Genomic DNA, 26141 nt, shown 5'->3' with positions numbered 1-26141 from the left:
TCTTCTGGCTTTGTATTGTACGTTGGTTTCTGCTTACTCTCATTTCGGTTACTCCTTTAGAACAGCAAGCAAAGACTTTATTAATTAAGCCCCGACCAGGATCAGGCTCGGGGCCAGTTTCTAAACGAAAGTTTTTTTACTGTCTTAATAAAGTTTTATGAAAATATATCGTCGTGTATCTCTAATAGAGATATGTTTCGTCTTGCTTTTTGTATTTAATTGCCAGATTGTATTCCAATCTATAGTTAAAGATGGACCCGTTCTAACAACGTTAGCTATTTTATTTTCCATCCTTCAATTTTACTTGTTAGGTTATTTCGGGGCCAAACACAGATTTTTAGGAACAATTTCTTCAAGCCGAGCCGCCATCGCTTTTTTCAAAGATAAGAGCACAGCTCGTGCATCAGAAGAAGTAAGCCCTCCATTAACCATTGCAGAAAAGGCGCTGGTTAGGAAACGTGCCAGAAATATCCAGGTGAAGCAAGACAGTTTAACACCCAATGCTAATGATTTTCGAACTGTACTTACTGCCCCCATTACAAGAGTGAAGGTTGGAACGGAACAATGCTCTAATCCCTATTTTTTAAGCATATTAAACTCAACTGCTTTAGGCGCTTTTTCTTCAGAAGAAGTTTATATAACAAGTCAGGGAGCCAGGCTTGGAAAATTTGGTTTGTTTACAGGCTTGACGGGTTTGAGCGCTGCTCATATCCGTGGTGGCGCTGACCTGATCTGGCAGTTTCCGCTCCTTATATCCAGCGTTAAAGATTTCGAGTCTTCAGATGAAATGGTGTTTTTTAGGAGGAATGCCCTGCGTCCCTACATAAAGATGGTCGAGATTAATATCAGGCGGGATGAGAGGTGGCAATACGGAATGTGGGTCGACGAGTACAATCGGATAAGTTTTGAGAAACAAAATAGAGATTGGGAGAAGAACGTTGGAGATCTCGCTCAAATTCTAACGATTCTTTCCCGACTTCGTTTTCTTGCAGAAGGAAAGCCGGTAGGGCTGCGCTTAACTTTGAGGAAGGAAGAGGATGTAATAACCATATCCCAGGCAATTCAATGCACATCAATCATTCCCGACTTTATAACTATCGATCAATTGTCTGATTATCGAATCCTTAAAAATGTTAAGGATTATTTCGAAAACCTTCGTATCCCAACTACCCTGATTTATTCCGGTCCTATAGTATCAGAGCTGGATTTACTCCGGGCTATTTCCTTAGGGGCATCCGCCTGCGTTTCTACAGTTGCGCTGATCAAAGCAATTACCGCAAGTTCATTTTCTTTCGCTAAACCAATTACAAGGTCTGTTCAGTTAGCGAATTATCATAGAAATACAATCTCAGCTCTATACACACACACACACACACACACACACACACACACACTTAAATAAGATCAAATGAAAGATTCCCAATTAATTATCCTTCAAAAGGATATGGACCTATTAAGTCAGCATCTTCAAAAAGCTGTTCTTTCGGATTTTAACAGGAAGAAATTACTACTTGAACTCCACCATGCTAGGGTGGTACCCTTGGAAAAGCTTCCCTATGATGCAGTTGCGCTTAATTCTTTTGTTGAAGTATTAGACCTGGTCAGCAAGCAAAAGTTCAGCTTTACACTGGTAGCACCAGCAGAAGCCAATCTGAAGAAAAATAGGATCTCGGTATTTGCGCCTATGGGTATAGCACTTTTAGGATATTTGGTTGGAGCCGAAGTTCAGTGGGAAATGCCAGGAGGGTTAAAAAGCTTTAAAATTTTGAAGGTAGTACAGAACGCAATTGAACAGCAAGTTGAATGACGTTCATGTCTCAAGCATTGGCAAACGTTAAAGGTGATTGAAGAAATCATTCAAGTTTAATTAATACTTTTTATCAAATTTTATGACTAATGATCCTCTCATTCTTTCTGAAAGCGAGTTTCACATTCTGAAGGAATCTTACAAAAAAAGCACTCTATTAACACCGCACAACCAAAACAGGTTATGTAATGAATTGTCTAATCCAAAGATTGTAGATCGGAATAATCTTCCGTCAAATGTTGTTTCTTTATTTTCAAAGGTATTACTATGGAACATGAGTAAAGGACAAAATTTTACAATTAAAATTGTGCTTGTACCCACAGGTTCAGATAAAAGCATAGAAATATCTTCTTATGATCCCCTGGCCGTTGCCCTTCTGGGATACAGGGAGGGGAGCATAATTGAATGGGAGTTCGGTGATGAAATCGAAAGGTTTAAAATTTTGTCTGTAAGCAGAATAGAAGGGACTTCAAAAATTTATTCCTAGATGAGGTATTAAAGGCTTTTTTAGCTGAAACATATTGTGGAGGTGGTCAGTATAACAAGGAAGGCCTTAGGCAACTTACTAAGACCATCTCCATTTATTATGCCAGATCTAAAACGTTCGCTCTTTCGGCTCCTTTGCGTGTATTTGTTTTTTTGTCTTTTCAGCTGTGGAGATATGCAGGAAGTAAGATATACTGTTGGCTTTTCTCAATGTACAGGTGCTGACGATTGGCGAAAGAAGATGATGGAGGATGTACAGATGGAGTTATCCTTCAACCCGGATATTGATCTGATCTACCGCGATGCCAACGGTAATAGTGCTACACAAGTCCGTCAGATTGAAGAACTAGCTTCTCAAAAGCTAGACCTTTTGATAATTTCTCCTAATGAGACTGAGCCACTTACTCCTGCTGTGGAGGCTGCTTACAGAAAAGGGATCCCTGTTATAGTATTGGATCGCAGGACTACATCTAATCATTACACTGCTTTCGTAGGTGGAGATAATCTTGAAATAGGAAAAATAGCCGGTAAGTATTTAGGAAGTTTGAAGCCTAAAGCGAGGGTTTTGGAAATTACAGGAACTGAGCATTCATCTCCTGCGAGGGATAGAGGCAAGGGATTTTCTGAAGGAGTAAAGGCTTATCCTGGGATAAAGATCGTTTCCAAAATATCCGGTGCCTGGCACCGGTCTGTGGCAAAGGATCAGTTACTTAAAAACCTTTCATTGTTAAAAAACATAGATGCCGTTTATGCTCACAATGATGAGATGGCCTTTGCTGCCCGCCAGGTTTTTGATTCTTTAGGAATAAACCGGAATGCTAAGTTTATCGGCATTGATGCGCTTCCCACTGCGAATGGAGGTATTCAGATGGTAGCGGAACGAAAGATAGATGCTTCTGTTTTATATCCAACCGGGGGAAAGGAAGTAATTAAAGTAGCTGTCAACATTTTAAAAAAACGACCTTATATAAAGGAGAATAAACTGCCGACGCTTGTTATCGACTCCTCTAATGTTCACCTGATGCAGCTTCAATGGAAGGTGATCAGTGGGCAACAGGAAGATATCATCCGGCAACAGCGCTTGATGGAGTCGCAACAGGAAATCTATAAAAGCCAGCAGTTTACTTTAAGGGTAATTGTAGTAATACTTTTTCTGGCGATTCTACTTGGAATAGTTGCATTAAGACAATGGATCCGGGCTAAAAAGGCAAATAAAGCGCTGGAACGTAAAAACTCGGAGGTACTTAGTCTTAACGGACAATTACATGATCAGTCCGAGCACCTTAAAGAGGTAAACGAAGAGCTGCTTGCGCAATCACAAACCTTGCAGAATATGAATGAGGAACTGCAATCGCAGGCTGAGGAATTACAAGCACAGTCAGAAGAGTTGCAAGTCCAGTCGGAGGATCTACAAGTCCAGTCAGAAACTTTACTCCTGCTGAACGAGCAACTTCATGCGAAACGTTATGAGGCAGAATTGGCACAGGCAGAAGCAGAGAAAGCTGACAAGGCGAAAAGCATTTTCCTGGCTACTATGAGTCATGAAATTCGAACTCCTATGAATGGAGTTATCGGAATGGCTTCATTACTAGCTCAGACCGAGCTGAGTGAGGAGCAGGAAGAGTATGTGCAAGTTATCAATACAAGTGGTGAGGCACTGCTGGGTGTGATAAATGATATATTAGACTTCTCGAAGATTGAGTCAGGACACATGGAAATAGAACATCATGAGTTTGAGTTACGTCAATGTGTAGAGAACGTAATGGACGTATTTGCAGGAAAAGCTGCTCAGATAGGAATAGACCTGATCTATCAAATAGACCATCGTTTACCTGCAACAATTATTGGCGATAGTTTAAGGCTTAGACAAATCCTTATCAACCTGGTAAGTAACGCGGTTAAGTTTACGAAGGAAGGCGAGGTTTTTATTAAGGTATACCAACAAATGAGTAATGATTCTAGTTTGAACATAACCTTCGAGGTGTCCGATACTGGGATTGGAATACCTGAAGATAAACTTAACAAACTTTTTAAAGCGTTTTCTCAGGTTGATTCCTCTACAACGCGGAAATATGGAGGCACTGGTTTGGGTTTAGCAATAAGTGAGCGGCTTGTAGAACTTATGGGCGGTGAAATTGGTGTGAAGAGTAAAGAAGGAGAGGGAACTACGTTCTATTTCAACATACTATCTAAGGCAGCTGAAAGTGCGGTTAAGCATTATATCACTTTTGGACGTGAAACAGAAGGTAAGCGAATTTTGGTGGTTGACGATAACTTGAACAATTGTACTATCCTTAGAAACCAGCTGGAACTATGGAAGTTGTCGGTGAAGGTAGCGCTTTCTGCGGCTGAAGCTCTTAGTGTTCTTAAAACAGAAAGTTTTGACCTCGTTATATCAGATATGCAAATGCCTGAAATGGACGGGGTGGAGCTCGCTCAGTTAATAAAACAAATAGCTCCTTCTCAGACCATTATTTTGCTCAGTTCAATAGGAGATGAAAGTATGTCAAAGTATCCGCACCTTTTTAGTGCTGTGCTTACAAAACCTGTAAAACAACAGCAATTGTATAAAGTAGTGCAGACGCAGCTAAAGCAAAAGAAGGATGAACCTCAGATATCAAAAGAGAAAGCTCCTTTATTATCGGAAGATTTTGCAGAACGGTTTCCTCTACAGATTCTAATTGCTGAAGACAACCTGATCAACCAAAAACTGGCGGTAAGGATATTGAATAAGTTAGGATATGAGCCTGAGGTAGCACCTAACGGAAAGCATGCGGTTGAAATGGTAGATAGCAAACAGTACGATCTTGTCTTTATGGATATGCTAATGCCGGAAATGGATGGTCTTGAGGCTACTCAGGTAATAAGAGAGAACGCTTCAATTGTTCAGCCTCATATTGTAGCGATGACTGCAAATGCTTTAACTGAAGACCGGATCAGATGTATAGAAGCAGGCATGGACGATTACATCTCGAAACCGATAAATTTAGATGCTTTGATAAAAGTGCTTGAATCAGTTCCGGTGAAAAGATAGGGCGTGAAGTAGCTGGAAAATATAGCTGGAGAACTCCTGTAAGCTCTTGGTGCGCTACTCCAGCTACATCTTAATTAGGATATTTAAAGTTCCCGTATCACCTTACAAGGATTACCTGCCGCAAACACATTTGCTGGAATATTTTTCGTCACTACACTACCAGCTCCGATGGTTGTGTTATCTCCAATGGTAACACCTGGACAGATAATAGCACCTCCCCCGATCCATACATTATCTCCGATGGTAATAGGGGCAGCCAGTTCAGGACCTTTGATTCTTTCTGCTGCAATGACCGGATGATAGGCCGTATAAATTTGAACGTAGGGGCCACACATTACATTATCTCCTATGGTTACCTTTGCGCAATCAAGGATAACGCAATTAAAGTTCATAAAGAAGTTTTTACCTGCAGAAATATGAGAACCATAGTCGCAAAAGAAAGGTGGCTGTATGTCAATAGTTGAGCAATTTCCCAGTAAGTCTTTTAAAACAGTCTTCCGGTCTTCCAGCGGAGCTGCGATCATTAGATTATATTTAGATAAGAGGGCTCTCGCCTTATCTCTCATCTCAACTAATTCCTTATCTGATGCCTGATATAACTCGCCATCAAGCATTCTTTGAAGTTCGGTTTTATTTTTCATAGGTTGTTATTATTAAATTAATAAGCTTAAAATTTCAAAGGATTTTTTGCAAAGTTATTTGTAGGGGAAATACAAGCGTGGTTTTACTTGGAATCTTATTAAAATTTTACACGTTTGAAAGTCGCCGTCAATTCGTTAATCTTATCGCCTTTGGTTTGATAGTAAAGAATGGCGTCGTGGGTTTTTAGAATACGTTTAGTCAAACTTAAACCGACACCACTACCGCTTTTTCCGGAGCTATTGCTTCCGCGTGCAAAGGTGTTGAATAATAGGTTGGGATTATCAATTTCTGGAACCGGACCATTATTAATGAAGCTAACAGTGAGGGTATGATCAAATACAGTTATTATAGAGCGAACAGATTTATCTTCGGAATAGAAATAGGCGTTCTTAATAAGGTTTGAGAAAGCTACCTTCAACAAGATCTCATCTCCCTGGACTTCTACACCGATCGACTCGGAGTTGTTAACAATGTCGAAGCTGAACTTAAGTTCTGGATGGATCAGCGAAAAGTCCTGAACAACAGCGAAGATTACTTCATCCAGCCGGATCATCTTGAAAGCCTTTCTTTCTGATACTCCTTCAATCTCTGAAAGCAATAAAAGTGAGGTCACAATCTCTGATAACTGGTGAATATCGTGTAATATTTTTTTTTGATTTTCCTCCTGCTGTGATTGCCCGGGCATTATTGAATTTTGGATGACTGAGGTGATCCTGGCAAGAGGAGTTCTTAATTCGTGGGAAGCATTTGCTGTAAACTCTTTTTGTCGTTGATAAGCTGAATCAATACGGTCCATCATCTGATTGAACGCTTTTGACAATTGTGCGATCTCATCATTCCTTGGATGCAGGTCTATCCTCGTTTGAAGGTTCTTTTCGGATATCTCCAGCATCTGAGACCTTAAGCTGTCTAATGGTTTAAGTCCCGCCTTACTAACATAAAATGAAAGGATGAGAACTGAGGCTGTGCCAAAAATAAAGCCCAGAAAAAGAAGATACTTTAGGTAGGGAACCTTATTCGCTTCAAAGTCGTCCAAAGCCGAGACAACCACATAATAAGGTTTGTTGTTGAAGTAATAGGCTTTGGCAACTATATGATGCCCATTTCTACGCAAAGCAAGATGGCTTTTAACCCGAAGCTTATCAAAGTCGGCCAAAGTCCAGGGGTAATAATCGTTGTTATTGCTGGTGTATACCGGCTGATAATGTTTATTGTATATGGTGGTTTTCTCGTCCATCAGCTTGTTGGCTCTGTTTTGGTCGAACATGTCTAACAGAGCAGGATTCATTTTTCCAACCCTTACGAGAAACTTAATGGACGTTTCTCCTCTTTGAAATAGGCGCGTCCGAAAATCATCTCGTCTGTATTCTGAAAAAAGGAGGTAAACAGCAATCAGCACCGTTGCCAGTACGAGAGAGAAGAGCAGGCTGAAGTAGATGGAAAAGCGCCGTTTTAGATTCATTAATCCTGCAATTTTAGACAGTAACCAAAGCCGGATTTATTATGAATAAGTTTTTTTGTAAAGCCTTTATCTATTTTGCTCCGGAGAAAATTAATGTATACTTCAACAGTATTGGTTCCGGTTTCAAAATTGATGTCCCAAACTTTAGATGCAATAAATTGCTTTGAAAGGATCCTCCCTTTTGCATTTAATAAAAGTTCCAAAAGTTTATATTCTTTCAACGTAAGATCAATTCTTCTCCCCGCCCTAAAAACCGTTTTGTCAATCAAGTTCACCTCCAGATCATCTATTTTTATAAACTGATTTTCTTGCAAAGGCTGTTTGGTGTACCTGCGCAACAAGGCTTGTATCCTCGCAAGTAGTTCTTCGAAGTAGAAGGGCTTAATGATATAATCATCTGCACCAAGATTAAATGCCTGCAATTTATCCGATAAGGAGCCGTATGCTGTCAGCATCAGGATCGGAGTTTCTCTGCAGATCTCCCTGATCTTTCTGCAAACTTGTATGCCATCTATTATAGGTACATTTATATCAAGGATAAAGAGCTTATAATCACTCAAATCCGACTTCAACACGCTAAGCCCGTCTTCCATGACATCACAGCTAAAATCATTATTAGTCAGGAATAAGTTAATTTGCGATGCTACGGTTTTATCATCCTCTAATAATAATACTTTTGCCTGCTCCATCCAGTAGATAATTCATTGCTTTAAATTCTCGATTAAATTAGTTGTTTTAAAATACCGCTGCGAGAAGGCCTGGCAATTTAATTTTTTTTTAATTTTTTATTACATCCTTTGTATATGAAATAAGGGCTTTATAGCCTTTACCATTTGTTTTGGATAATTATTATAACAAGATAGCTCTTCAGTTATCTTTCAAGATCAATTGTGATAAGGTTTAGGTTACCCTGGTGCTCCCATAGCGTCAGGGCTTTTTTTCCGATCGAGGATATGTAAAGATTAAAGTATCCTTTTAAAATGTTCTTCGATTTCGGCGCCTATCAAATTTGCTTCTTCCTGACTTATATTACCACTTACAATACTCCAGGAGTTGTCTCCATTGTTAATCATCGAAACCTTGTTACCTTCCATTTCAAAATCGAATGTTTCTGTTTTATGAAGGATTTGCAGACTAACAGACTGCCCTCTCATATTAACCTTAATTTTAAACGGTTCTTTAAGTATGCTCATGTGCAGGTGTATTTAATAGTAATAGATAAATTACTATTGACAATCTTTTCTGTTTCTATATTACGTGGTTTTAATTTTTTTTTAACATTTTATTTCATCCTTTGAATAGCTGATAGCGTAGAAGCTATTTATAGTTTTTCTTTAGTTTCTTTGTGTTTTTTTCGGTGGGGAGGCTTAGAGTTTCATTTGCTTGTAGACAGGTGTAGTTCTATGTTAGAAAGCTTTGCCAGGTTTGTCCGGTTCTATTGCCAGTGCCATTACTGCAAACCTGGTAGCCTCATCGTACAGAGTTAAACCTCTCAAGGTTTTTTAAAAACGCTGCCTATTTGTCCCACTGCCTGTATCTTATCTGTAAAGGCTTGTACAAGATAGGAGTTGGAATGTTGAATATCTGAAAGGTCGCCCTGCTCGAGTTGACGGGGGTAAATTATTATATAACTATTCTCTTGAAAATAATTGCTTAAGTAATAAGGTAACTTTCCGAGCTGTTCATTATAAGATATCTTTGCCTGCCTTGAGCTTATAATTACAAAAAGATCGTCTTGCTTAAGTTCGCGACTAAAGATCAGAAAGTCTTCCCACCGCGCGAATTCATTAAATACTAATTTAATAGATCCTTCCATTATTTCTGATGCGCGTTTCAGTTCGTTGGTGGTCTCCGCATTTGCATAAAAATGGAGAGGGATGCCTGCTTCCCGGGATATTTTGACCACTTTAGTAAACCAATACAGGAAGCCGGGTTCAAATTCAGCTTTAGGGGGCACTACAACCAGAATTTTTTTCAATGTGTTGAAGGGCTGGCAAGGTTTGTAAATGTAGACAGTTTCAGTTATCCTTTTTAGAATTGGCTCTGCTGTAGGCCCGAAGAAATTATTTTCCTCAGCATTCCGATGCAAACCAATTACAAGGTCGGTAATGTTGTATTCTTTCGCGGTGTAAATTATCCCGTGACTTATGTTAACGTCGTGCCGGTTTAAGGGTATGATCTGACTTGCCGTTGCTGTCGCATGTACAGTTGCTTTATTTAAAAGCTTTTTTCCAAATGTTCCTGCCGTTAAATCGCTTTTATCATCTCCATTCACATGTAATGCGTAAATATCAGCACTGTCTGTGCCCGACTTCAGCATCAGTCCGAAATCTATCAGATCACCAACGGTGTCTTCATAGGCCAGAGATACAAGTACACGATCGGTGGAACTTTCATCCTTATCTCCGATGTTTTCATTCTTAAGTGCAAGTTTTTGTGCAGCCTTCTCAACAGCAAGGGAGCTAATAGTACAGGATATGAGGATTAAAAGGATAGTTCCATTTAACACATCTTCACTTAATAAGCGAATTGGATCTCCTGTTTCAGTCTCTGTAAGAATAATATTATAGCCAACGAGTACGATGGCCAGTGTTGCACCTACTCTAGCATTGCTCAATCCGAAGATAAGGTTACGGTCGAGATTACTTAATTTAAATGATTTTTGTGTTATGTAAGCAGCTATAAACTTGGTTGCTACGGCCAAGATAATCATTACAATTGCCACTTTTATGGCTCCCAATCCTTTGAAAAGTACACTAATATCTACAAGCATGCCCACTCCTATAAGGAAAAATGGAATAAAAATAGCATTGCCAATGAAGTCGATCCTGTTCATAAGAGGCGAGACGTGCGGGATAAAACGGTTCAGTGCCAGGCCCGAAAGGAATGCTCCTATAATAGGTTCAAGACCTGCAAGTTCCGCAAGAAAAGAACCAAGAAATACCATTGCCAGAACGAATATGTACTGTGAAACGTGGTTCTCATAATTTTTAAAGAACCACCTGGCGATTAAAGGGAAGATTACAAAGACAACAGCTCCAAACAGCAAGCAACCGATGCCTAACTTTAACCAAAAGGAAGGTCCGATATCCCCTTTAGTCATTCCTGTTACAGCAGCAAGAACTAAAAGAGCGAGTACATCGGCTATAATTGTTCCCCCGACAGTGAGGGTCACAGCCTTATTTCGTGCTATCCCGTATTTGCTTACAATAGGATAAGCCAGAAGAGTATGTGTAGATAGCATACTGCCAATTAAGAAAGATGCGGGAATATTGAAGCCCAAAAGATAAAAGGCTGATAGGGAACCAAAGGTGAGTGGAATTATGAAGGTGAAAAGTCCGAAAACCAGGCTTTTCATTTTGTTTTTTTTAAACTCCTCCATGTCGATTTCCAGCGCCGCTGTAAACATTATATAAAGTAGCCCAACTGTTCCAAATAACACAATGCTACTATCGCGCAGGAGCAGGTTTAGACCGTAAGGTCCGATTACAATTCCTGAAAGGATAAGGCCAATGATATGCGGAATCCTGATCTTATCGAAAAGTATTGGTGCAAAAAGGATAATAAATAAAACCAGTGAAAAAATAATCACTGGATTTTGTAAGGGAAGTGACAGATCAACTGCAGAAAGGATCAACATTTTAATTGTAGTTAAAGGTTTACAGCTTTGTCAGTTTTACCGAGTACCGAATGCGGCAATCATCTGCTTTTATTATCTCACGAATACCCTCCAGAGATCCTTCACTATTCTTTTGCTGAAGAGTTACGATCATTTGGGTATTAGCCGTCGCTTCCAGGTTTTTTAGTTCAATATGTTCATTCCTGAAAACTCCTTTATACGTTCTGGTAACTTCTTTCTGGTTAAGGACTTTGGCAACAATAGACGTTCCTTCGTAAGAAATTTCCCATTGTTCATTTTTAACATCTCCTATTGCTGAACCTTCGCATGATGTTTCAATACATTGCATGCTCACGGTCCAGCGGCCAATCAATTCAGGCTTATAATCTCCTGCAGTATCCGTTAGAACTTTTGTTGTATCTGTAGCGTTTTTAAGAAGTAAAAGTGAATCCTCTTTTATCTTCAGCTGGATTGTTAATGAGTCAATGAGGCTATCACGGATCGCGAGAGAATCTTGTATAGCTTTGATTTTGTTATCAGAGCTGCAAGCATTAAAGACTAGCGTTATGAGAAGAATTAATACAAGAGGCTTGATATTCATTCAGATGAATTTTAACTAGTGTTGTTGGATAGTATGGGTTAGATACAAAGGTAGAGACAGATATTAAAAAAAAATTAAAAGGAGTAAGGTGGGTATTCATTCCCTCTTATTCCTCTTTTATTAGTTCAAAGTCTGGCTTCATCTGCTCTTCCTTGTTTTTATTTGTTCTTTTCAATACTTTCCGCCCTGGAACTAGTGCATGTTATGGTTTGTTTTTTTCGGTGCTTCCTCTTGTTAATTCTGCTGTCTCTTACTAAGGTAGCTAAAGGCCAATATGAAGGAATTATTTACGCCGACGTGATTTTGAAGGACCGTAGTATCGTAAGTGGAGCAGTTCGGTGGAGTGGAGGGCAATTGCTTTGGACTGATATTTTACTTGTTTCGAAGAAAGAACAGTATGCTCTAAAATATCTTACCCGAAATCAGATCAATGCGCTAAGTGATCAGGACGAGGGGATTGACTGGGAGTTCATGAACTTATGGAAGGATAAATTGCCTGAAAGAAGGACGGAGCTACTATGTCGTTTCGGTGATATAGCCTCAATACATGTTACAGGGGCGATGGATGCTCAAATTTTTCTCAAGAATGGCTCTAAGTTGAGAGTAGTTACTGATAGCAGGGAAAACCGCCATTTAGGTAAGGATATTACTGTTTTTAGTCCTCAGTCTAGAAAAGTTGCCTGGAATTCGATTAGTCGCGTAATTTTCAAATCTTCTCCAGATAACTTCAATCCTTTCAATGCTGATCTTCTTTATGGCACCATCTCGACGAGCCAGGGGGAGCTAAGTGGATTTATCCAGTGGGATAAGATTAAGTTCCTTACGAGCCAGCGGCTCGAAGGTAAACTTAATGATGTTGAAAGGACAGATACAGAATATCCCTTTAATATGATTGCTTCCATAGAAAAAAGAGACAAGGGGGCTATAATCAAGTTTGATTCTGAAAAAAAGGTCTTTCTGAAAAATAACAGGGATGTTAATGCCTCAAATCACGGAATAGTAGTAATGCACCCTGCTTGGGGAAGGGCTATTGTTGATTGGGAAGCCTTTAACTCTGTCCGATTCTCCAAAATGCCGAAAGATCTCGGGTACGCCTCTTACCGTTCACCCAAGAGAATATATGCGGTCGTAAAAACTAACGAAGGGGAAGTAGTTAAAGGTAATTGTATTTTCGATCTGGATGAGCAATGGAACGTTGAGCTATTAGAAGGCAGGAGTAATAGCATAAGTTATCAGATTCCTTTTAATTATATAAGCAATATAAAAGTTATCAGTGACCAGGAGTCTAGAGTTACATTAAAAGATGAAAAAGTGTTGACTTTACACAATCATAATGATGTTACAAGTAATAATTGGGGAATTGTTGTTTTGCTGGTAAATTCAAAGCACAGATACATTCCCTGGTCAAAAGTCAGGGAGATTTCATTCAAGTAATGTTAAAGCCAGGTAAATCAGATCAGGATAAAAGTGACGGGAGATTCTTTGCCTTTGCTTGCTTTATTGGAGTACTCCTCATCTTTTCTTTAGGGTTTAGCTTAATCAAGGCAAGTGTCGAACTCTATTATCTTGTTGCATTTCTTTGGATTATTACAGTTCTTACTCTGCTTTGGATTGGTAACAATTATTTGTTTAATCTACTGGATCGTTGGTTGCCCTGGGCAGGGCCAACTACAAAGCGTTTTTTTACCCAGCTTCTATTAAGTTGTGTTTATTCTTTGGGGTGTATTAATTCTACCTATTATTTATTTAAAGTGCAGAGCTCAGAAAGACCTGCTGTCGAGCAGATGCTGGTGTTGAACGTTTACGGCCTGCTTTTTATCATTCCTGTACTGTCCATCAATTTTGCTTTGTATTTTATGAATAAATGGAAAAAGGCGCATTTGCAGTCTGATCTGTTGCGGGAGGAGAATTTACGCACTCAGTTAGAGTCGCTTAAGATGCAGCTGGATCCGCACTTTTTATTTAATAATTTAAATGTATTATCCTCACTTATAGAATTAAATCCACAAGTGGCTCAAGACTTTCTTGACAGGTTTGCAGATGTTTACCGTTATGTTCTACGTTACAAAAGCGAGGAACTGGTGCCCCTTAACGTTGAGGTTGAATTCATTCATTCCTACATTTTTCTTTTAAAAAAGCGATTTGGAGAACAATTGATATTTGAAATTTCTATTCCCAATAATTTATCTGACGGGGTTTGTATCCCGCCTCTTACACTACAATTGCTAGTGGAAAATGTAATAAAGCATAATAAGATCTCGGTTTATAATCCTTTATTTGTCGGCATCTATATGCTAGGGGATAACCGGTTGTTGGTGCAAAATACCTTTCAACCTAAAGCTACAGTGGAAACAGGGATGATCAAAACAGGACTGGAAAACATACGTAAGAGGTATGCTTACCTCTCAGATATGCAAGTAGAAGTGGGGGAGGATAGTGCTCACTTTAAAGTTAGTTTACCACTTTTGGAAATGTATTAAGAACACAAGAAAAGGAATAAATAATGCGGGTTTTAATATTTGAAGACGAACCATTAGCCGCAGAACGTTTGGTAAAGCTGTTGAATGAATATAACAGAGAAGTTCAGGTTATGGCTATTATCCCTTCTGTCGAGGAAGCAGCGGAGTGGCTTCTTGCTAATGTCTTGCCTGATCTGATCCTGACGGATATACACCTTGCTGATGGGCTTTGCTTTGATATATTTAAAAAAGCTAAGGTAAAGTGCCCTGTGATTTTTTGTACGGCCTATGAGGAATACGCATTGAAAGCATTCCAATATCACAGTATAGATTATCTTCTTAAACCGGTTAAATATTCAATGCTGGAACAAAGCTTGCAAAAACTGGAGGAAATGAAGGGCAGCGCCAGGCCTCTGACCGAACCAAAAATAGACGGTTTTATCAGTATGATGAATGCGCGAAATATCACTTACAAATCAAGGTTTATGGTAAAGCTCGGCGCAAAAATAAAGGCTATAAAGGTAGAGGAAATCGCCTATTTCTATTCTCATGATAAATTGAATCTCCTGGTAACCCGAGATGGATATCAATATCCTGTTGATTATTCGCTGGAAGAACTTATTCAACTTTTAGATCCCACGTGGTTTTTTCATGTCAATCGGAAACTTATAATTCATATCGATTCGGCTAAGGAAATTCACCCTTATTTTAAGGGGCGACTTAAGCTGGTACTGGAACCCGGATTAAATGAAGAAGTTATTGTAAGCAGTCAACGAACCCCTCTATTTAAAGCATGGTTGGATCAGTAGGATTATTATTTTTTTACCCCCTCAATAATAAAACCCACTACTTTATCACAAAATTCATCTGTTTCCTTCAGCCATTGTGAGGGGTATATGGGTTGTGAAAGGCTGCTAAAACCTGCGATTACCCAATGGGAAAAGAAACTTATTTCCTCCGCCGAAAGCTTTTTAAATTCACCTAGCTGAATACCGCCAAGAACAATTTCTTTTACAAATCCTACCTGTGTCTCTTCAAACTCTTGTTTGATACGGCAAAAGGTGTCGAAGTTGTCAAACATGCTCTCTTGTATAACGTGCCCAAGGTTTTGCATCTGCTTTTTTAATTCCAGTCGCTTAGATAAAAGGGCTTTTAGTTTGCCCTCAGATCCTATAGCCTTATTGACCTCCTCCCGGATGGCCTTAATATGCTTTTCTACTTCATCCCGCACTACAGCCTCGTAAAGCTCAGTCTTGCCCGGGTAGTAATAATACAAAGTGCTCTTCCCTTTACCTGTAGCTTTTGCAACATCCTCCATAGTCGCCTTTTTGAATCCGTATTGAGTGAAGACATTCCTGGCTGCTACTAATATCTCCTGTATTATTTTTTCATCTCTTTGATTTGGATTCATCGACTGAATGGATTTATTATTCTACTTTTTATAAGTGTTAACGGGAAAACAGCAGTAATCGTTTGCCTTTTCAATAAATATAAGAATTATTTATGGATGTGTATAAGTTATTACTTAAAATCTACTAGAGCGATATAGTCAAAGCTGAGTAAGAAAAAAGTCATTCTAAAATTGCTTTGCTTATAGATCAGCTAATTGTATTTTTTCCTTGTTTGTAAGATTGCAGCCCGTATTGATTTGATGGAATATTCGACTAATTTTGTTTCATAGTCGATAGACTAATACTAAAATTTAGAAAATATGAAAAAGTTAATTTTATCAATCGCATTATTATCAGGTCTTGCATTTTCTTCGAAAGCTCAGACCGAAAAAGGAAAAATCATTGTTGGCGGTACAGCTTCTTATACATCTTCAAAATCGGATGCTTCAGGAGCAAAGGCTGCAGAGAATCTTTCTTTAGTTCCTAACATTGGTTATTTTGTAGCTAATAATATTGCTGTAGGTACAGGAATTGGATATAACTATTCCAAAATAGCTGGCGCAAGCTCTTCGGGCCAAAATGAAGCCTTTGTTGTTAGTCCTTTTGGACGTTACTACGTAAACCTCTCTGAGCAGTTTAAATTTTTCGGTCAGGCAGCTGTACCAATGGCCTTCGGTACTGTGAAAGCTACTGACGCAAATGGTGAAGCTGGTGATAAAACAGGCACATCAACTTCTATTGGGGTGGCTCTTTCTCCGGGTTTTGCTTATTTTCCAACAAAAAAGGTTGCAATTGAATTCTCTTTCGCGGGCGCATCTTACAACAACCTAACTGTGAAAGATAAGAATGACGATAAAATCAAAGGAGCAGGAAGAGAAACTTTCGCTGTAGGTACGAGTTTCTTTACCCCACAAATTGGTGTTCAGTTCCACTTCTAGGAAAATCAAGCGTATGAAAATAGGAGCTCCAAAAGGGCTCCTATTTTTTTGTTGAATGCTTTTTTATCGTTGAGGCACGAACAATAAGTTTTGAAGGTAAGCGCTCGTTCTGTTTTACATTGTCGGGTTTCCCTTTTAGCAGAAAAATCAGATTTTGAGTCGCCAGTACTGCAATTTCGCGGGCAGGAAGTACGACGGTTGTTAAGGCTGGATTGAAAACAGCGGTAGCAGGAGAGTTTGAAAAGGCAAGTATGCCTAAATCCTGGGGAATTTTCAATCCTAATTCTGCGCAAGCTTCATAACAGGGGAGGACCAGGTTTTCAACTGAGACAAAAACTGAATCGAACTGGGCAGAATGCAACTTTTTCTTTATCTCCTGTAAATTCTCCTCCCTGGTTTGCTGGTTGCAATACATCATCTCATAATTCACGTCATTGTTCCGTACCAGCGCATGTAAAAGCCCCTGCCTGCGCGCGGTATCAGTTGATGTATTAGGTGAAATACCCAAGTAGAGAATATTTTTAAATCCCTGCTCTAACAGGTGTTGACCAGCCTTAAAGCCGGCATCAAAGTCATCAGCTGTTACACGACTGAATGAGGAAGGTCCGTCTACCCCAACCCGGTTAAACAATACAAAAGGAATATCAGAAGTAAGGCAGGAAAGATGATCCAGTTCTTTGGCATCTAATGATAGAGAAATTAGCACCCCATCCACTCTTCCTCCCGACAAGAGTTTAATAATTGCTGTTTCCCTATCGTGACTATCCTGAGTGATGTAGATCAGAACATGATACCCATACTGATTGGCTACACTATGAATGCCATCTATGGAGGCAGCAAAAAAGCTGTTTTCAATCTCAGGAATAACTACCGCAATCGTCTTAGTGCTCTTTTCCTTCAGCATTTTTGCATAGGGGTTAGGCTGATAGTTTAACTTCCTGGCTAGTTCGCAAACCCTCTCTTTGGTAACCGGACTTACCTCGTAACTATCATTCAATGCCCTTGATACGGTCGAGACAGACAAATTCAACTGCTTAGCTAAAGTGCGCAGATCAACTTTTTCAGAATCTTTTTTCATGTCAGAGTGTATCCCCTTTATCCTCTTTTACAATACTATTTCAGAAAGCATAAAAGTATACAAAGTATTTTACATGAATCAAGGTAAATGCGACGACGATGCCTAGTACTCTAAGCTTATCTTAAAATTATTGGAATGATGCAGTATTGACTCCAGTCTGTTGTTTTTAACTTCGTAAGTGAACGTTTCTGATTCTGTTTCCTGGACAGTTCCGTTAACTTCTATCTTTCGTGTGACTTTTCCCGGTAACCGATTTAAAGAACTTAGCAGGGCAAAATTGTAGACCTGGTAATCTTCTGCAACCAGATGCCAGGGTTCAAGAAGAGAAAAGGGATTTATATAGAAATTACCCGAGTAGTTCTCCAGGTCAAATATCACTTTCGTTCCTGGGTTGGACTGGCCTATTGTAGTGATTTTATAAGGCCTCTTTTGATTATCGTATTCATAAGTAGAGGTGCTTTTTAAGTTACTTCTGAGATCATCGAATTCGTAATACTTCATCGTCTTTAATGTCCCGTCGGTATTATAGTCAAATTCGAGTTTAGTACCAGGATAAGAAGTTCCCACTAGTTTTTCAACAATGCTGCTAATACGTCCATGGCTGTTATACTCATAATTTTCCTCCATCAAGTTTGATTTAATAACCTGGGTTAGTTTCTTGTTGGTATAATTAAAATCCCTTGTCATTGTGGTTGCGCCTGTACTTCCTGCAATAGTTTTTTTCAGTGTACTATCAGCGTTATAGGAGTAGGTTTCTGTTCCTGAGTTTGCCCATCTAATCGTTTTAACCAGATCTACTGTATATATAGGATCGGTAATGATTTGCGGCGAACTTTCTTTTTTACAAGAAGAGCTTGTAATGAAGGTAGCAGCTGTGAGAATGGAAAATAAAGTGTTTCGGGTTTTCATGTAAAAATATTGCGTTTATTGAATTACGGTAGTACTTAGAAAAACGCTACAGGCATAGGAGCAAAAAGAGGGGGAGACGAATGGCTTAACAGAGACTGTCTGCTTAAGTCGCTCCAGCCTCTGTTGTATCTGAACTTATTTCAACTTTTCTTTAAAAAAGTCTATAGTACGAATCCAGGCAAGCTCTGCAGCTGTTTTATCGTAACGAGGAGTAGTGTCGTTATGGAAACCATGATTTGCCTTAGGATAAATATAAGCATCATACTCTTTTTTGTTCTCTTTAAGTGCTGCTTCATACGCCTTCCAACCTTCTGTAATGCGTGTATCAAGTTCAGCATAATGCAGAAGGAGAGGGGCTTTTATTTTAGAAACTTCTTCTATCGGAGGCTGACCTCCGTAAAACGGTACAGCTGCATCAAGACCAGGAACCTTGACTGCCATCATATTTGATATCCATCCCCCGAAACAAAAACCAACCACACCAATTTTGCTGTTACAATCTTTGTGCTCTTTTAAATAGTCGTAGGCAGCAATGAAGTCTTCCAGCATTTCATCCCGGTTACGCTTACTTTGCAGATTCCTTCCCTCGTCATCATTGCCCGGATAACCGCCCAGGGGGCTAAGAGCATCAGGGGCAACAGAAATAAATCCTGCAAGTGCAGCTCGCCTCGCAACATCTTCGATATGGGGATTAAGTCCTCTGTTTTCGTGAACAACAATGATTCCACCCAGTTTCTTTTTCGCATCCACCGGCTTAGATAATAAGGCTTTAATATTTCCTCCTCCTTTTGGCGAATTATAAGTGATATATTCCGATTTCAAACGCGGGTCATCCGATTTTACCTGTATCCTATCCTGATAATCGGGCATTAAAAAGCTCATCAAAGAAGGAACCGTTAATCCTCCTACTGCATAAAGGCCAAGTTTCTGTATAAAATCGCGCCTGTTGATGCGACTGTGAGCATAGTCATCATACAAATCAAAGATCTCTTGTTTAACATCTTCTTTTTTAATTTCGCTCATAGATAAAGGAGTTTTATTTTTTTCTTTTGGCTAATATAATATTTGGTTTGGGTGTTTTCTTAATGTCTTCACCAAGATAAAAGCTTAGATGAGGAGGTTGGTTGTATGATACATTCTGCCAGGCAATGCTGAGACGATACTGGGGATCATGCATGAGCGTATACATCCGATGGCTGGTTGGAATGGTAGTAGTAAAGATCCGTAGTTCATTTGTACCAGCAGCAAGCACCATCTCCTCACGCCAATCGCCGAACAGATCTGCAGATAGATTTGGAACCCCACGCCCGTTGCCTCTTTCTCCGTTTGGAACGTTAAAGATCGTTCCAACCTTATATTTATGAATAGCTCCCCGGCCTACCAGTTCCCGGGTAAAATCTCCGTCCCACCAGATCGGCCATGATCCTGTTGGTGTATCACCAATCTTTTCTCCTTTCATATTGTATAAACCGCCAGAATTAGACCACCACATCTCCGCGCCTGGGTTTGAGGGGTCGATATTTTCTGCAACGCCCCCGCCAACATCTGTATCCATAGAGCCTTTAAAATATACTTCTCCTGTACGAGCGCTATATACAGCTACTCCGGGGCCGGCACCTGCTACATATCCTGAGTCTCCTTTTGAGTGATCTTCTATTTCATGAGGCCCAAATACTTCAAGTCCCGGTTTATTTAGATCCAGGTCGCTTACATGCAGCGCATCTCCATGACGAAAGCCAGTAGAGAAAAGGCCCTTTCCATTATCGTCAACCACCATTGCTCCATAAACAATTTCGTCCTTTCCGTCATCGTCTACGTCTGCAACCGTCAGGTTGTGGTTACCCTGCCCGGAGAATGGATTTTTCCCATCTTTGGTGTCGAAAACCCACCGGGAGCTAAGTTTTCCATTCCGATAGTCCCATGCTGCAAGAACAGTTCGTCCGTAATAGCCCCTACACATTACCACACTCGGTAACTTTCCATCAAGATAGGCCGCACAGGCAAGGAAGCGATCAACACGGTTCCCACTGTTATCGTTACCACCATTTCCCCCCGGGCCACCCCAGCCATCTGTAGGATATCGTGAAGGGATATAATCCGTAGTCGCCAGGGCTGCTCCTGTTTCACCGTTAAATACCGTAAAAAACTCAGGTCCTTCAAGTACTTTCCCAAGAGTTCTTGATTCCTTACTCCTGAAATCTTTGGTAGAGTCTCCAATTACTTTTCCTTTTCCGTCCACAGTCCCGTCAGCAGTTTTCATGGCTACTTCAGCTTTTCCATCTCCATCCATATCAATAACGATGAACTGGAGATAGTGCTCCCCTTCGCGAATGTTTCTACCAAGGTTTATAGTCCATAATAATTTACCATTTAATTTATAAGCTTGGAGTATAGGTTTATCGGTTATTCCATTAAAGGAATTATCCAGTCCTTTCCCTGTTTGGTGAACTATAAGCTCATATTCCCCATCTCCATCAAGGTCGCCGGCAGATATATCGTGAGGTCGATATCCGCCTGGAGTGTTAAGGGGTAGAGATAGAAATTGACGTACCGCTGCATTGGGCAGTAATTCGAAGGGTTTATCTTCGCCTGCTTCTTTGCCATTAATGATCGCTCTTACATCATAAGAAATGCTTTGACTAAAACCAGCCCAGGTGTCGATGAAGTGAGTTGCTCCTGTTATTGGATGGTTATTTAGTCTTACCGGTCTGCTGTTCCCTGTCTTTCTATAGATATTGAAAGGAAGATTAGTTGGTTCTGTTCCCAAGAGACGCCAACTTACGAAAACTGAATCAGCCGCATAGCGAACGGCTACGACACCCCGGTCCAGGTCTTCCATCACACGTTGTCCATAAACGTCCAGACTTATAAACACAAAGAGTAAATAAGAGAAATACTTCATCATAATTGGTTATTATAAGAGATTCTAAAAGCATCTAATGCAGGACGTTTCAGGATGCCTGCGATCATTGCCAAAACCAAAGATAAGGGAGCTTTTGGGAAGTGCTGGTAAAAAGTTGATTACACGAGTGCTCTAAAAGGAAGCTGAAGAATTTTTCCGAACCTGGCGGCAGCATGGTGTACTTGTACCGTCCAGTCATCGGCTGCATCTTCGTTTGCTCCGTCAGAGATGTACTTAAGACAAACGAACGGAATATTTTCCCTCATTGCGATCATAGCCAAAGCATAAGCTTCCATATCTACAACATTGTAGGCCTTGGTAAGATGCGCCATTTCGAAGTTATCTCCTGTGCCACATACACCCTTCTTTAGATTGGCCATGTCAAGACCATAATTCAGTTGGGCAGGAATTCCTGATAAAGGGGTTTCATATTGTTCATAACCTAAACCTCTCACATCCATATCCCTTTGAACAAATTCAGTACAACACACGACATCCCCTTTTTGAAAAAAGGCGCTTCCTGCAGAACCAAGGTTAATGATCACTTCGGGCCTTTTATCCTGAATAGCTTTAGTAAGTTCGTAAGCTGCATTTACTTTACCAATTCCTGTAATCAACTTATTGTAGTCTTCAAATACGTCTGCAGCTTCAGAAGCAAGGGCAAAAGTAAAGAGTACATTTTCAGGAGCAAATGAGTGATTTTCGTTGATTACAATCATGTTTAAATAGTTGAACTTTACAAAAATACTCAAACCAGGTCATTCTCCTTAAATGATTTATCTAATCAGCCCTTATCTCGATCCTTCGGCTTCAAAGATGCAACATATTCCATCGGAGTCATCTTAAACTGTTTCTGAAAGTTCTTCCCGAACACAGACTGCGAGGCATAGCCAACCATATCTGCTATCTCGTAAATTTTATAATCCCTGGTTGCAAGAAGTTCTGCAGCTTTTCTTAACCTCGTTACGTTTATAAGCTCTTTAGGCGATAGTGAAGATAGCGACTTTATCTTCCGATAGAAAGTTGGGCGGCTCATGTTCATTAGGTCCGCCAACGTATCAATGTCCAGATTCGTATTCTTCAAATTCTTCTGAATATGCTCATCCAGCTTTTTAAGGAAAAGTTCGTCTGTTTTTGAATAAGCCATTACTCGCACATCTTCAAATGGCGAATGGGCAAAGTGATCCTTGATCTTTGCTCTGTTCTTTAAAAGATTGTTTATTTGAGCTATAAGGTATTCGGGAGAAAAAGGCTTTTCGATATAAGCATCTGCACCAACTTCCAAGCCTTCAACCTTAGCTTTATATGTGTTTTTCGCCGTCAGGAGTATTAGGGGTATGTGGCAATATTCCACGTTCGATTTAATCGTTTGGCATAATTCAAAACCATCAATCCCCGGCATCATTATGTCACTTACTATTAAACTTACTAATTGTGCGTCAAGGATCGTTAGAGCCTCTGATCCATCGGAAGCTGTAACTACCTCATAGGTATCCGAGAGGATTTCGGTTAGGAAATCAAGGATATCTTCATGATCGTCAACAACTAAAATTGTGTCTGCCATTTCAAAATTTTATTTGCCGAGTACGAATTCAAATTTCTGTCTTATCGGCAAGGTTAGTTCAAAAATTGTTAGTTCGTTATGTGTATTTAATAATTTAAGACTTCCCCCATGCAAATCAGTTAATGATTTTGCCAGGGATAGGCCAATTCCAGTACCTGGTTTATTTCTTCCATTTGCAGCTCGGTAGAAAGGTTCGAACACCTTCAAACGCTCAGCGTTTGAAATACCAGGACCGTCGTTAATGAACCTTATAGTAAAGGTTTGCTCATCGACTTGTGGCACAATGAATTTAACCTCAACAAGGGCCTGACAATATTTTACTGAATTTGATAACAAATTACTTGTGATTTTAATTAAGGCTTCGCGGTCAACGAATGCGTAAAACGGTTCTTTTGGCAGGTTTTCAACGATGTTAATCGCCTTTTTTGCCGCATCTTCTTTAAAGATAGTTACCTGATGTTTAAGTAATAAAATCAGGTCAACCTTTACGAAATTGAGTTCAAACTGGTTGATCTCTGCTTTCCTAAAATCAAGAAGCTGACGGGTTAGTTCCAGCAGCCGCATCGTGTTCTTTTCTATCATCAGCAGGTTCTTTCTGATGGAAGGTACTTCCTCAATTCTTTTCAGAGCCCGTTCTGTCGGACCTTGTATAAGGGTAAGAGGAGTCTGTATTTCATGGGCGATAGTTGTGAAAAATTCAATTTTGGCCTGATATACTTCTCTTTCTTTCTCCAATTCATAAAGTTGAAGTTTGCTTCGATTCTTTCTTTCCATTCTTATCTTATAGTACCTGATGGAGTAATAGACCAAGAGGGCGAGGGAAATTGTATAGATCAGGTAAGCCCATTTACTTTTCCAGATAGGTGGCAATACTTTAATGTGTAAAACCTTTTCCTGGGCAGGCCAATTTCCAACGTTACTTTCTGCAATAACAGTAAAAGAGTAATTGCCGGGAGAAAGGTCTGTGAAATAAGCCCTTCTGTTGCTAGATAAATAAGTCCAGTTCTTATCAAGACCGGTCATCTTGTATTTATACTTTACAACAGAAGGCGAAGAGTAGCTTAGAGCTGCAAATTCAATATTAAAGTTAGATTGATTGTAATTTAGAATGACAGTGTCTGTATAATTAATAGACTTTTTTAATATTGAGGAGCGCCCGGGTATAACTTCCCGGTTATCGATCTGGAAGCCGGTGAAATATAATGCAGGAGGATTATGCGAGCCATTAAAAGATTCCGGTTTGAAGGAGATCATTCCTTTTACGCAGCCAAAATACATCTTTCCATCCGGAGCTTTATAAGCCGAATTGTAGTTAAACTGATCAGTTAACAATCCGTTTGCCTGGGTGTACACCTTGAAGTGATCATTTTCAAGGTTAAAACAGATCAAGCCCTTTAAAGAACTGATCCAGAGACGACCCCTCTTGTCTTCGAGTGCACGGTAAACATTATTTGTAGGAAAACCAGTTTTGGTAGAAAACTTTTTGAAGGTCTTACGGTCTTTCTCCAGACGGATCAGACCTCCTCCTTCAGTTGAAAACCACAGCCGGCCGTTGCTGTCTTCCATTATACCCTGAATCAGAAAATCTGATTCTTTCCCTCTATCGCGGCGACCATAAAACCGAATGTTACCATTTTCACCCGTAACCGGATGATAAAAGTACGCACCATCGGTCAAACTACCTGCCCAGACAAAACCTTTATGATCCTGGGTGATAGAATAGATAAAGTCACTCTTTGGAAAGTAAGGGTATTTATTAAACCTTTTCCCTTTTTCGTCGAACGCTAAAAGGCCTCCACCAACAGTCCCGATCAGGATGGTGTTTTCGGCTGTCTTATAGATGCACATCACAAAATCGCTCGAGTTGCTGCCAGTTGATTTAAGTAAAGTAAAGCGGTTTTTGACATTGCCTGTTGCGGGGTTTATTACTTCAAGCCCGTGAAGATAAGGCCCAACATAGATAGCTCTTTTGTCGGCAAGCAGGCCATGGATATTGGGGTACGAAAGGCTAAGCGGTTGTCCATTAGATGTGTAAATACTAAACTGACCAGTATTAATGTTAAATTTATTTAATCCTGCATCTTCCGTTCCAATCCAAATCTCTTTCCCGTCAATGCTATGAATCTCCCTTACGGCACTACCCGATAAGGAGTTCTTTGAGCTAAGCGGATAGTACTTTTCGAACTTACTTGTTTCACGTGAGAAGTAGTTTAGACCTCCAAAAAAAGTACCTGCCCAAATTCCTCCTTCTTTATCTTTACAAAGAGCGTAGACCGCATTATCTGATATAGAGTAAGGATCATCCGGCCTTTTTTTTAAGTTTATAATTTCACCTGTTTCTGCATTATACCGGTAAATTCCGCTTTCTGAAGCGATCCAACAGTTATTTCCTTCTCCGCCAATTATATCCCTTATATAAACCTCTGTTCCGTCTTTATTCTTGCTAATCACTGGTTTTAATTTACGAGCCTGCACATCATAACTTTGCAATCCTTGCTTTGTGGTTCCCACTAAAACTTCAGTACCTGAACAAAATACCTTGCTTATTGCCTTTAAGTTCTGGCCGATACTTTTATCAAATATTTCGAACTGGCTTAGGTTATTGGTTTTGATATTTAGTTTTTTCAGAAAACCCTTGCTGTCTCCCAGCCACATGTCTCCGAGACTGTCAATGGAAAAACATGTAGCTAAAACACCTTTGTAAGTAAATAATCGTGTCTTATAATTGAATCTGAAAAGCTTTTCCCTTGAAATGAACCATAAGTTATTCTCTCTGTCGCATCTCAGGTAGCTGATATCAAAATCCTCAGATTTATAAATTTTATGCAGCGACTCATCCGTCTGATCATACCTGAAAAGACCTGAACCTGTAGCTATCCAAATGAGGCCATTAAGATCCTCACAGATTGAATTAATAGTAATATCCGAAAGGGATCCAATGGAATTACTATTACTGATGGATTTGAAACTATAGCCGTCAAAGCGATTTAGGCCGCTTTTTGTTCCAATCCAGATAAAACCATTTTTGTCTTGCAGTAGGCTAAATACTGTGTTGTGAGTTAATCCGTTCTCTGCCTGAAAATGTCTGAAATAAAAGGCTTGCCCGCTTGCAGACAGCACTGTAAGGAGCAGAGTTAATAAAATAATACTTCGCTTAATTATAAGAAGCATGGCTAGCAGGTCAAAGATATAGATTCAAACATTTGGTTTAAAGTGTTCGAATACCGAAAACGTAACAAAAAAGCTAAA

The 26141-nt window shown here is 39.7% G+C and carries 22 protein-coding genes; 8 read left to right on the top strand and 14 right to left on the bottom strand.

What is annotated here, in order from left to right:
• Positions 1 to 157: 157 nt before the first annotated feature.
• From J4N24_RS13275 to J4N24_RS13260, 4 genes are all read left to right on the top strand, one after another.
• Complete coding sequence (locus tag J4N24_RS13275) at positions 158 to 1402, top strand: hypothetical protein (RefSeq protein WP_207534175.1); 1245 nt, start codon at positions 158 to 160, stop codon at positions 1400 to 1402.
• A gap of 6 nt (positions 1403 to 1408) precedes the next feature.
• The gene (locus J4N24_RS13270) at positions 1409 to 1807 is read left to right on the top strand and encodes a GreA/GreB family elongation factor (RefSeq protein WP_207534174.1); all 399 of its coding nucleotides are present in this window, start codon (positions 1409 to 1411) and stop codon (positions 1805 to 1807) included.
• A gap of 82 nt (positions 1808 to 1889) precedes the next feature.
• Complete coding sequence (locus tag J4N24_RS25725) at positions 1890 to 2294, top strand: GreA/GreB family elongation factor (RefSeq protein ID WP_256439376.1); 405 nt, start codon at positions 1890 to 1892, stop codon at positions 2292 to 2294.
• A 174-nt stretch (positions 2295 to 2468) separates the two neighbouring features.
• The gene (locus tag J4N24_RS13260) at positions 2469 to 5327 is read left to right on the top strand and encodes a response regulator (protein WP_207534172.1); all 2859 of its coding nucleotides are present in this window, start codon (positions 2469 to 2471) and stop codon (positions 5325 to 5327) included.
• Positions 5328 to 5410: 83 nt separating this feature from the next.
• Here the strand turns inward: J4N24_RS13260 and J4N24_RS13255 are convergent, their stop codons facing one another.
• The 6 genes from J4N24_RS13255 to J4N24_RS13230 all read right to left on the bottom strand — a co-directional run bounded on the left by J4N24_RS13255 (position 5411) and on the right by J4N24_RS13230 (position 11651).
• Positions 5411 to 5968, bottom strand: a complete 558-nt coding sequence (locus J4N24_RS13255; protein WP_242691617.1) for a sugar O-acetyltransferase — start codon at positions 5966 to 5968, stop codon at positions 5411 to 5413.
• Between the two features lie 98 nt (positions 5969 to 6066).
• A complete protein-coding gene (locus J4N24_RS13250) occupies positions 6067 to 7431 on the bottom strand; it encodes a HAMP domain-containing protein (RefSeq protein ID WP_207534171.1) in 1365 nt (454 codons plus the stop codon).
• Positions 7431 to 8120, bottom strand: a complete 690-nt coding sequence (locus J4N24_RS13245) for a response regulator transcription factor (protein ID WP_207534170.1) — start codon at positions 8118 to 8120, stop codon at positions 7431 to 7433. Before J4N24_RS13245 ends, J4N24_RS13250 begins: the two co-directional genes overlap by 1 nt.
• A gap of 273 nt (positions 8121 to 8393) precedes the next feature.
• The gene (locus tag J4N24_RS13240; protein ID WP_207534169.1) at positions 8394 to 8624 is read right to left on the bottom strand and encodes a hypothetical protein; all 231 of its coding nucleotides are present in this window, start codon (positions 8622 to 8624) and stop codon (positions 8394 to 8396) included.
• A 299-nt stretch (positions 8625 to 8923) separates the two neighbouring features.
• Positions 8924 to 11071 (bottom strand): cation:proton antiporter, encoded by a 2148-nt coding sequence (locus J4N24_RS13235; protein WP_207534168.1) that lies wholly within the window; start codon positions 11069 to 11071, stop codon positions 8924 to 8926.
• Between the two features lie 19 nt (positions 11072 to 11090).
• The gene (locus tag J4N24_RS13230; protein WP_207534167.1) at positions 11091 to 11651 is read right to left on the bottom strand and encodes a hypothetical protein; all 561 of its coding nucleotides are present in this window, start codon (positions 11649 to 11651) and stop codon (positions 11091 to 11093) included.
• 231 nt (positions 11652 to 11882) lie between these two features.
• On the opposite strand from J4N24_RS13230, the gene J4N24_RS13225 reads away from it, so the two are divergent.
• From J4N24_RS13225 to J4N24_RS13215, 3 genes are read left to right on the top strand one after another with little or no spacing between them, the layout of a single operon-like run.
• Positions 11883 to 13085: a hypothetical protein gene (locus J4N24_RS13225; protein WP_207534166.1), complete on the top strand. Its 1203-nt coding sequence runs from the start codon at positions 11883 to 11885 to the stop codon at positions 13083 to 13085.
• A complete protein-coding gene (locus J4N24_RS13220; protein WP_207534165.1) occupies positions 13085 to 14131 on the top strand; it encodes a sensor histidine kinase in 1047 nt (348 codons plus the stop codon). Before J4N24_RS13225 ends, J4N24_RS13220 begins: the two co-directional genes overlap by 1 nt.
• Positions 14132 to 14154: 23 nt before the next feature.
• Positions 14155 to 14919 carry a LytR/AlgR family response regulator transcription factor gene (locus tag J4N24_RS13215; protein WP_207534164.1) on the top strand — a complete coding sequence of 255 codons (765 nt, stop codon included), beginning with the start codon at positions 14155 to 14157 and terminating at the stop codon, positions 14917 to 14919.
• A gap of 5 nt (positions 14920 to 14924) precedes the next feature.
• Here J4N24_RS13215 and J4N24_RS13210 read toward each other — a convergent pair whose 3' ends face one another.
• Complete coding sequence (locus J4N24_RS13210; RefSeq protein WP_207534163.1) at positions 14925 to 15521, bottom strand: TetR/AcrR family transcriptional regulator; 597 nt, start codon at positions 15519 to 15521, stop codon at positions 14925 to 14927.
• Between the two features lie 300 nt (positions 15522 to 15821).
• Between J4N24_RS13210 and J4N24_RS13205 the strand changes: the two genes are divergently transcribed.
• Complete coding sequence (locus J4N24_RS13205; protein ID WP_207534162.1) at positions 15822 to 16439, top strand: outer membrane beta-barrel protein; 618 nt, start codon at positions 15822 to 15824, stop codon at positions 16437 to 16439.
• A gap of 40 nt (positions 16440 to 16479) precedes the next feature.
• Here J4N24_RS13205 and J4N24_RS13200 read toward each other — a convergent pair whose 3' ends face one another.
• From J4N24_RS13200 to J4N24_RS13170, 7 genes are all read right to left on the bottom strand, one after another.
• The gene (locus J4N24_RS13200) at positions 16480 to 17517 is read right to left on the bottom strand and encodes a LacI family DNA-binding transcriptional regulator (protein WP_207534161.1); all 1038 of its coding nucleotides are present in this window, start codon (positions 17515 to 17517) and stop codon (positions 16480 to 16482) included.
• Between the two features lie 102 nt (positions 17518 to 17619).
• Positions 17620 to 18426, bottom strand: coding sequence for a hypothetical protein (locus tag J4N24_RS13195; RefSeq protein ID WP_207534160.1), 807 nt, complete (start codon positions 18424 to 18426; stop codon positions 17620 to 17622).
• Between the two features lie 135 nt (positions 18427 to 18561).
• The gene (locus tag J4N24_RS13190) at positions 18562 to 19449 is read right to left on the bottom strand and encodes a dienelactone hydrolase family protein (protein ID WP_207534159.1); all 888 of its coding nucleotides are present in this window, start codon (positions 19447 to 19449) and stop codon (positions 18562 to 18564) included.
• A 13-nt stretch (positions 19450 to 19462) separates the two neighbouring features.
• Positions 19463 to 21331 carry a rhamnogalacturonan lyase gene (locus J4N24_RS13185; protein WP_242691616.1) on the bottom strand — a complete coding sequence of 623 codons (1869 nt, stop codon included), beginning with the start codon at positions 21329 to 21331 and terminating at the stop codon, positions 19463 to 19465.
• Between the two features lie 116 nt (positions 21332 to 21447).
• Positions 21448 to 22047 carry a 5'-methylthioadenosine/S-adenosylhomocysteine nucleosidase family protein gene (locus J4N24_RS13180; RefSeq protein WP_207534158.1) on the bottom strand — a complete coding sequence of 200 codons (600 nt, stop codon included), beginning with the start codon at positions 22045 to 22047 and terminating at the stop codon, positions 21448 to 21450.
• 65 nt (positions 22048 to 22112) lie between these two features.
• Positions 22113 to 22892 carry a response regulator transcription factor gene (locus tag J4N24_RS13175; protein WP_207534157.1) on the bottom strand — a complete coding sequence of 260 codons (780 nt, stop codon included), beginning with the start codon at positions 22890 to 22892 and terminating at the stop codon, positions 22113 to 22115.
• 9 nt (positions 22893 to 22901) lie between these two features.
• Positions 22902 to 26063, bottom strand: coding sequence for a ligand-binding sensor domain-containing protein (locus J4N24_RS13170; RefSeq protein ID WP_207534156.1), 3162 nt, complete (start codon positions 26061 to 26063; stop codon positions 22902 to 22904).
• Positions 26064 to 26141: the final 78 nt, after the last annotated feature.

It is taken from the genome of Desertivirga arenae (assembly GCF_017355785.1).
Taxonomy (GTDB): domain Bacteria; phylum Bacteroidota; class Bacteroidia; order Sphingobacteriales; family Sphingobacteriaceae; genus Desertivirga; species Desertivirga arenae.
Note: the sequence above shows the minus strand (reverse complement) of the source record. Positions and strands in the feature narration are given on the sequence as shown.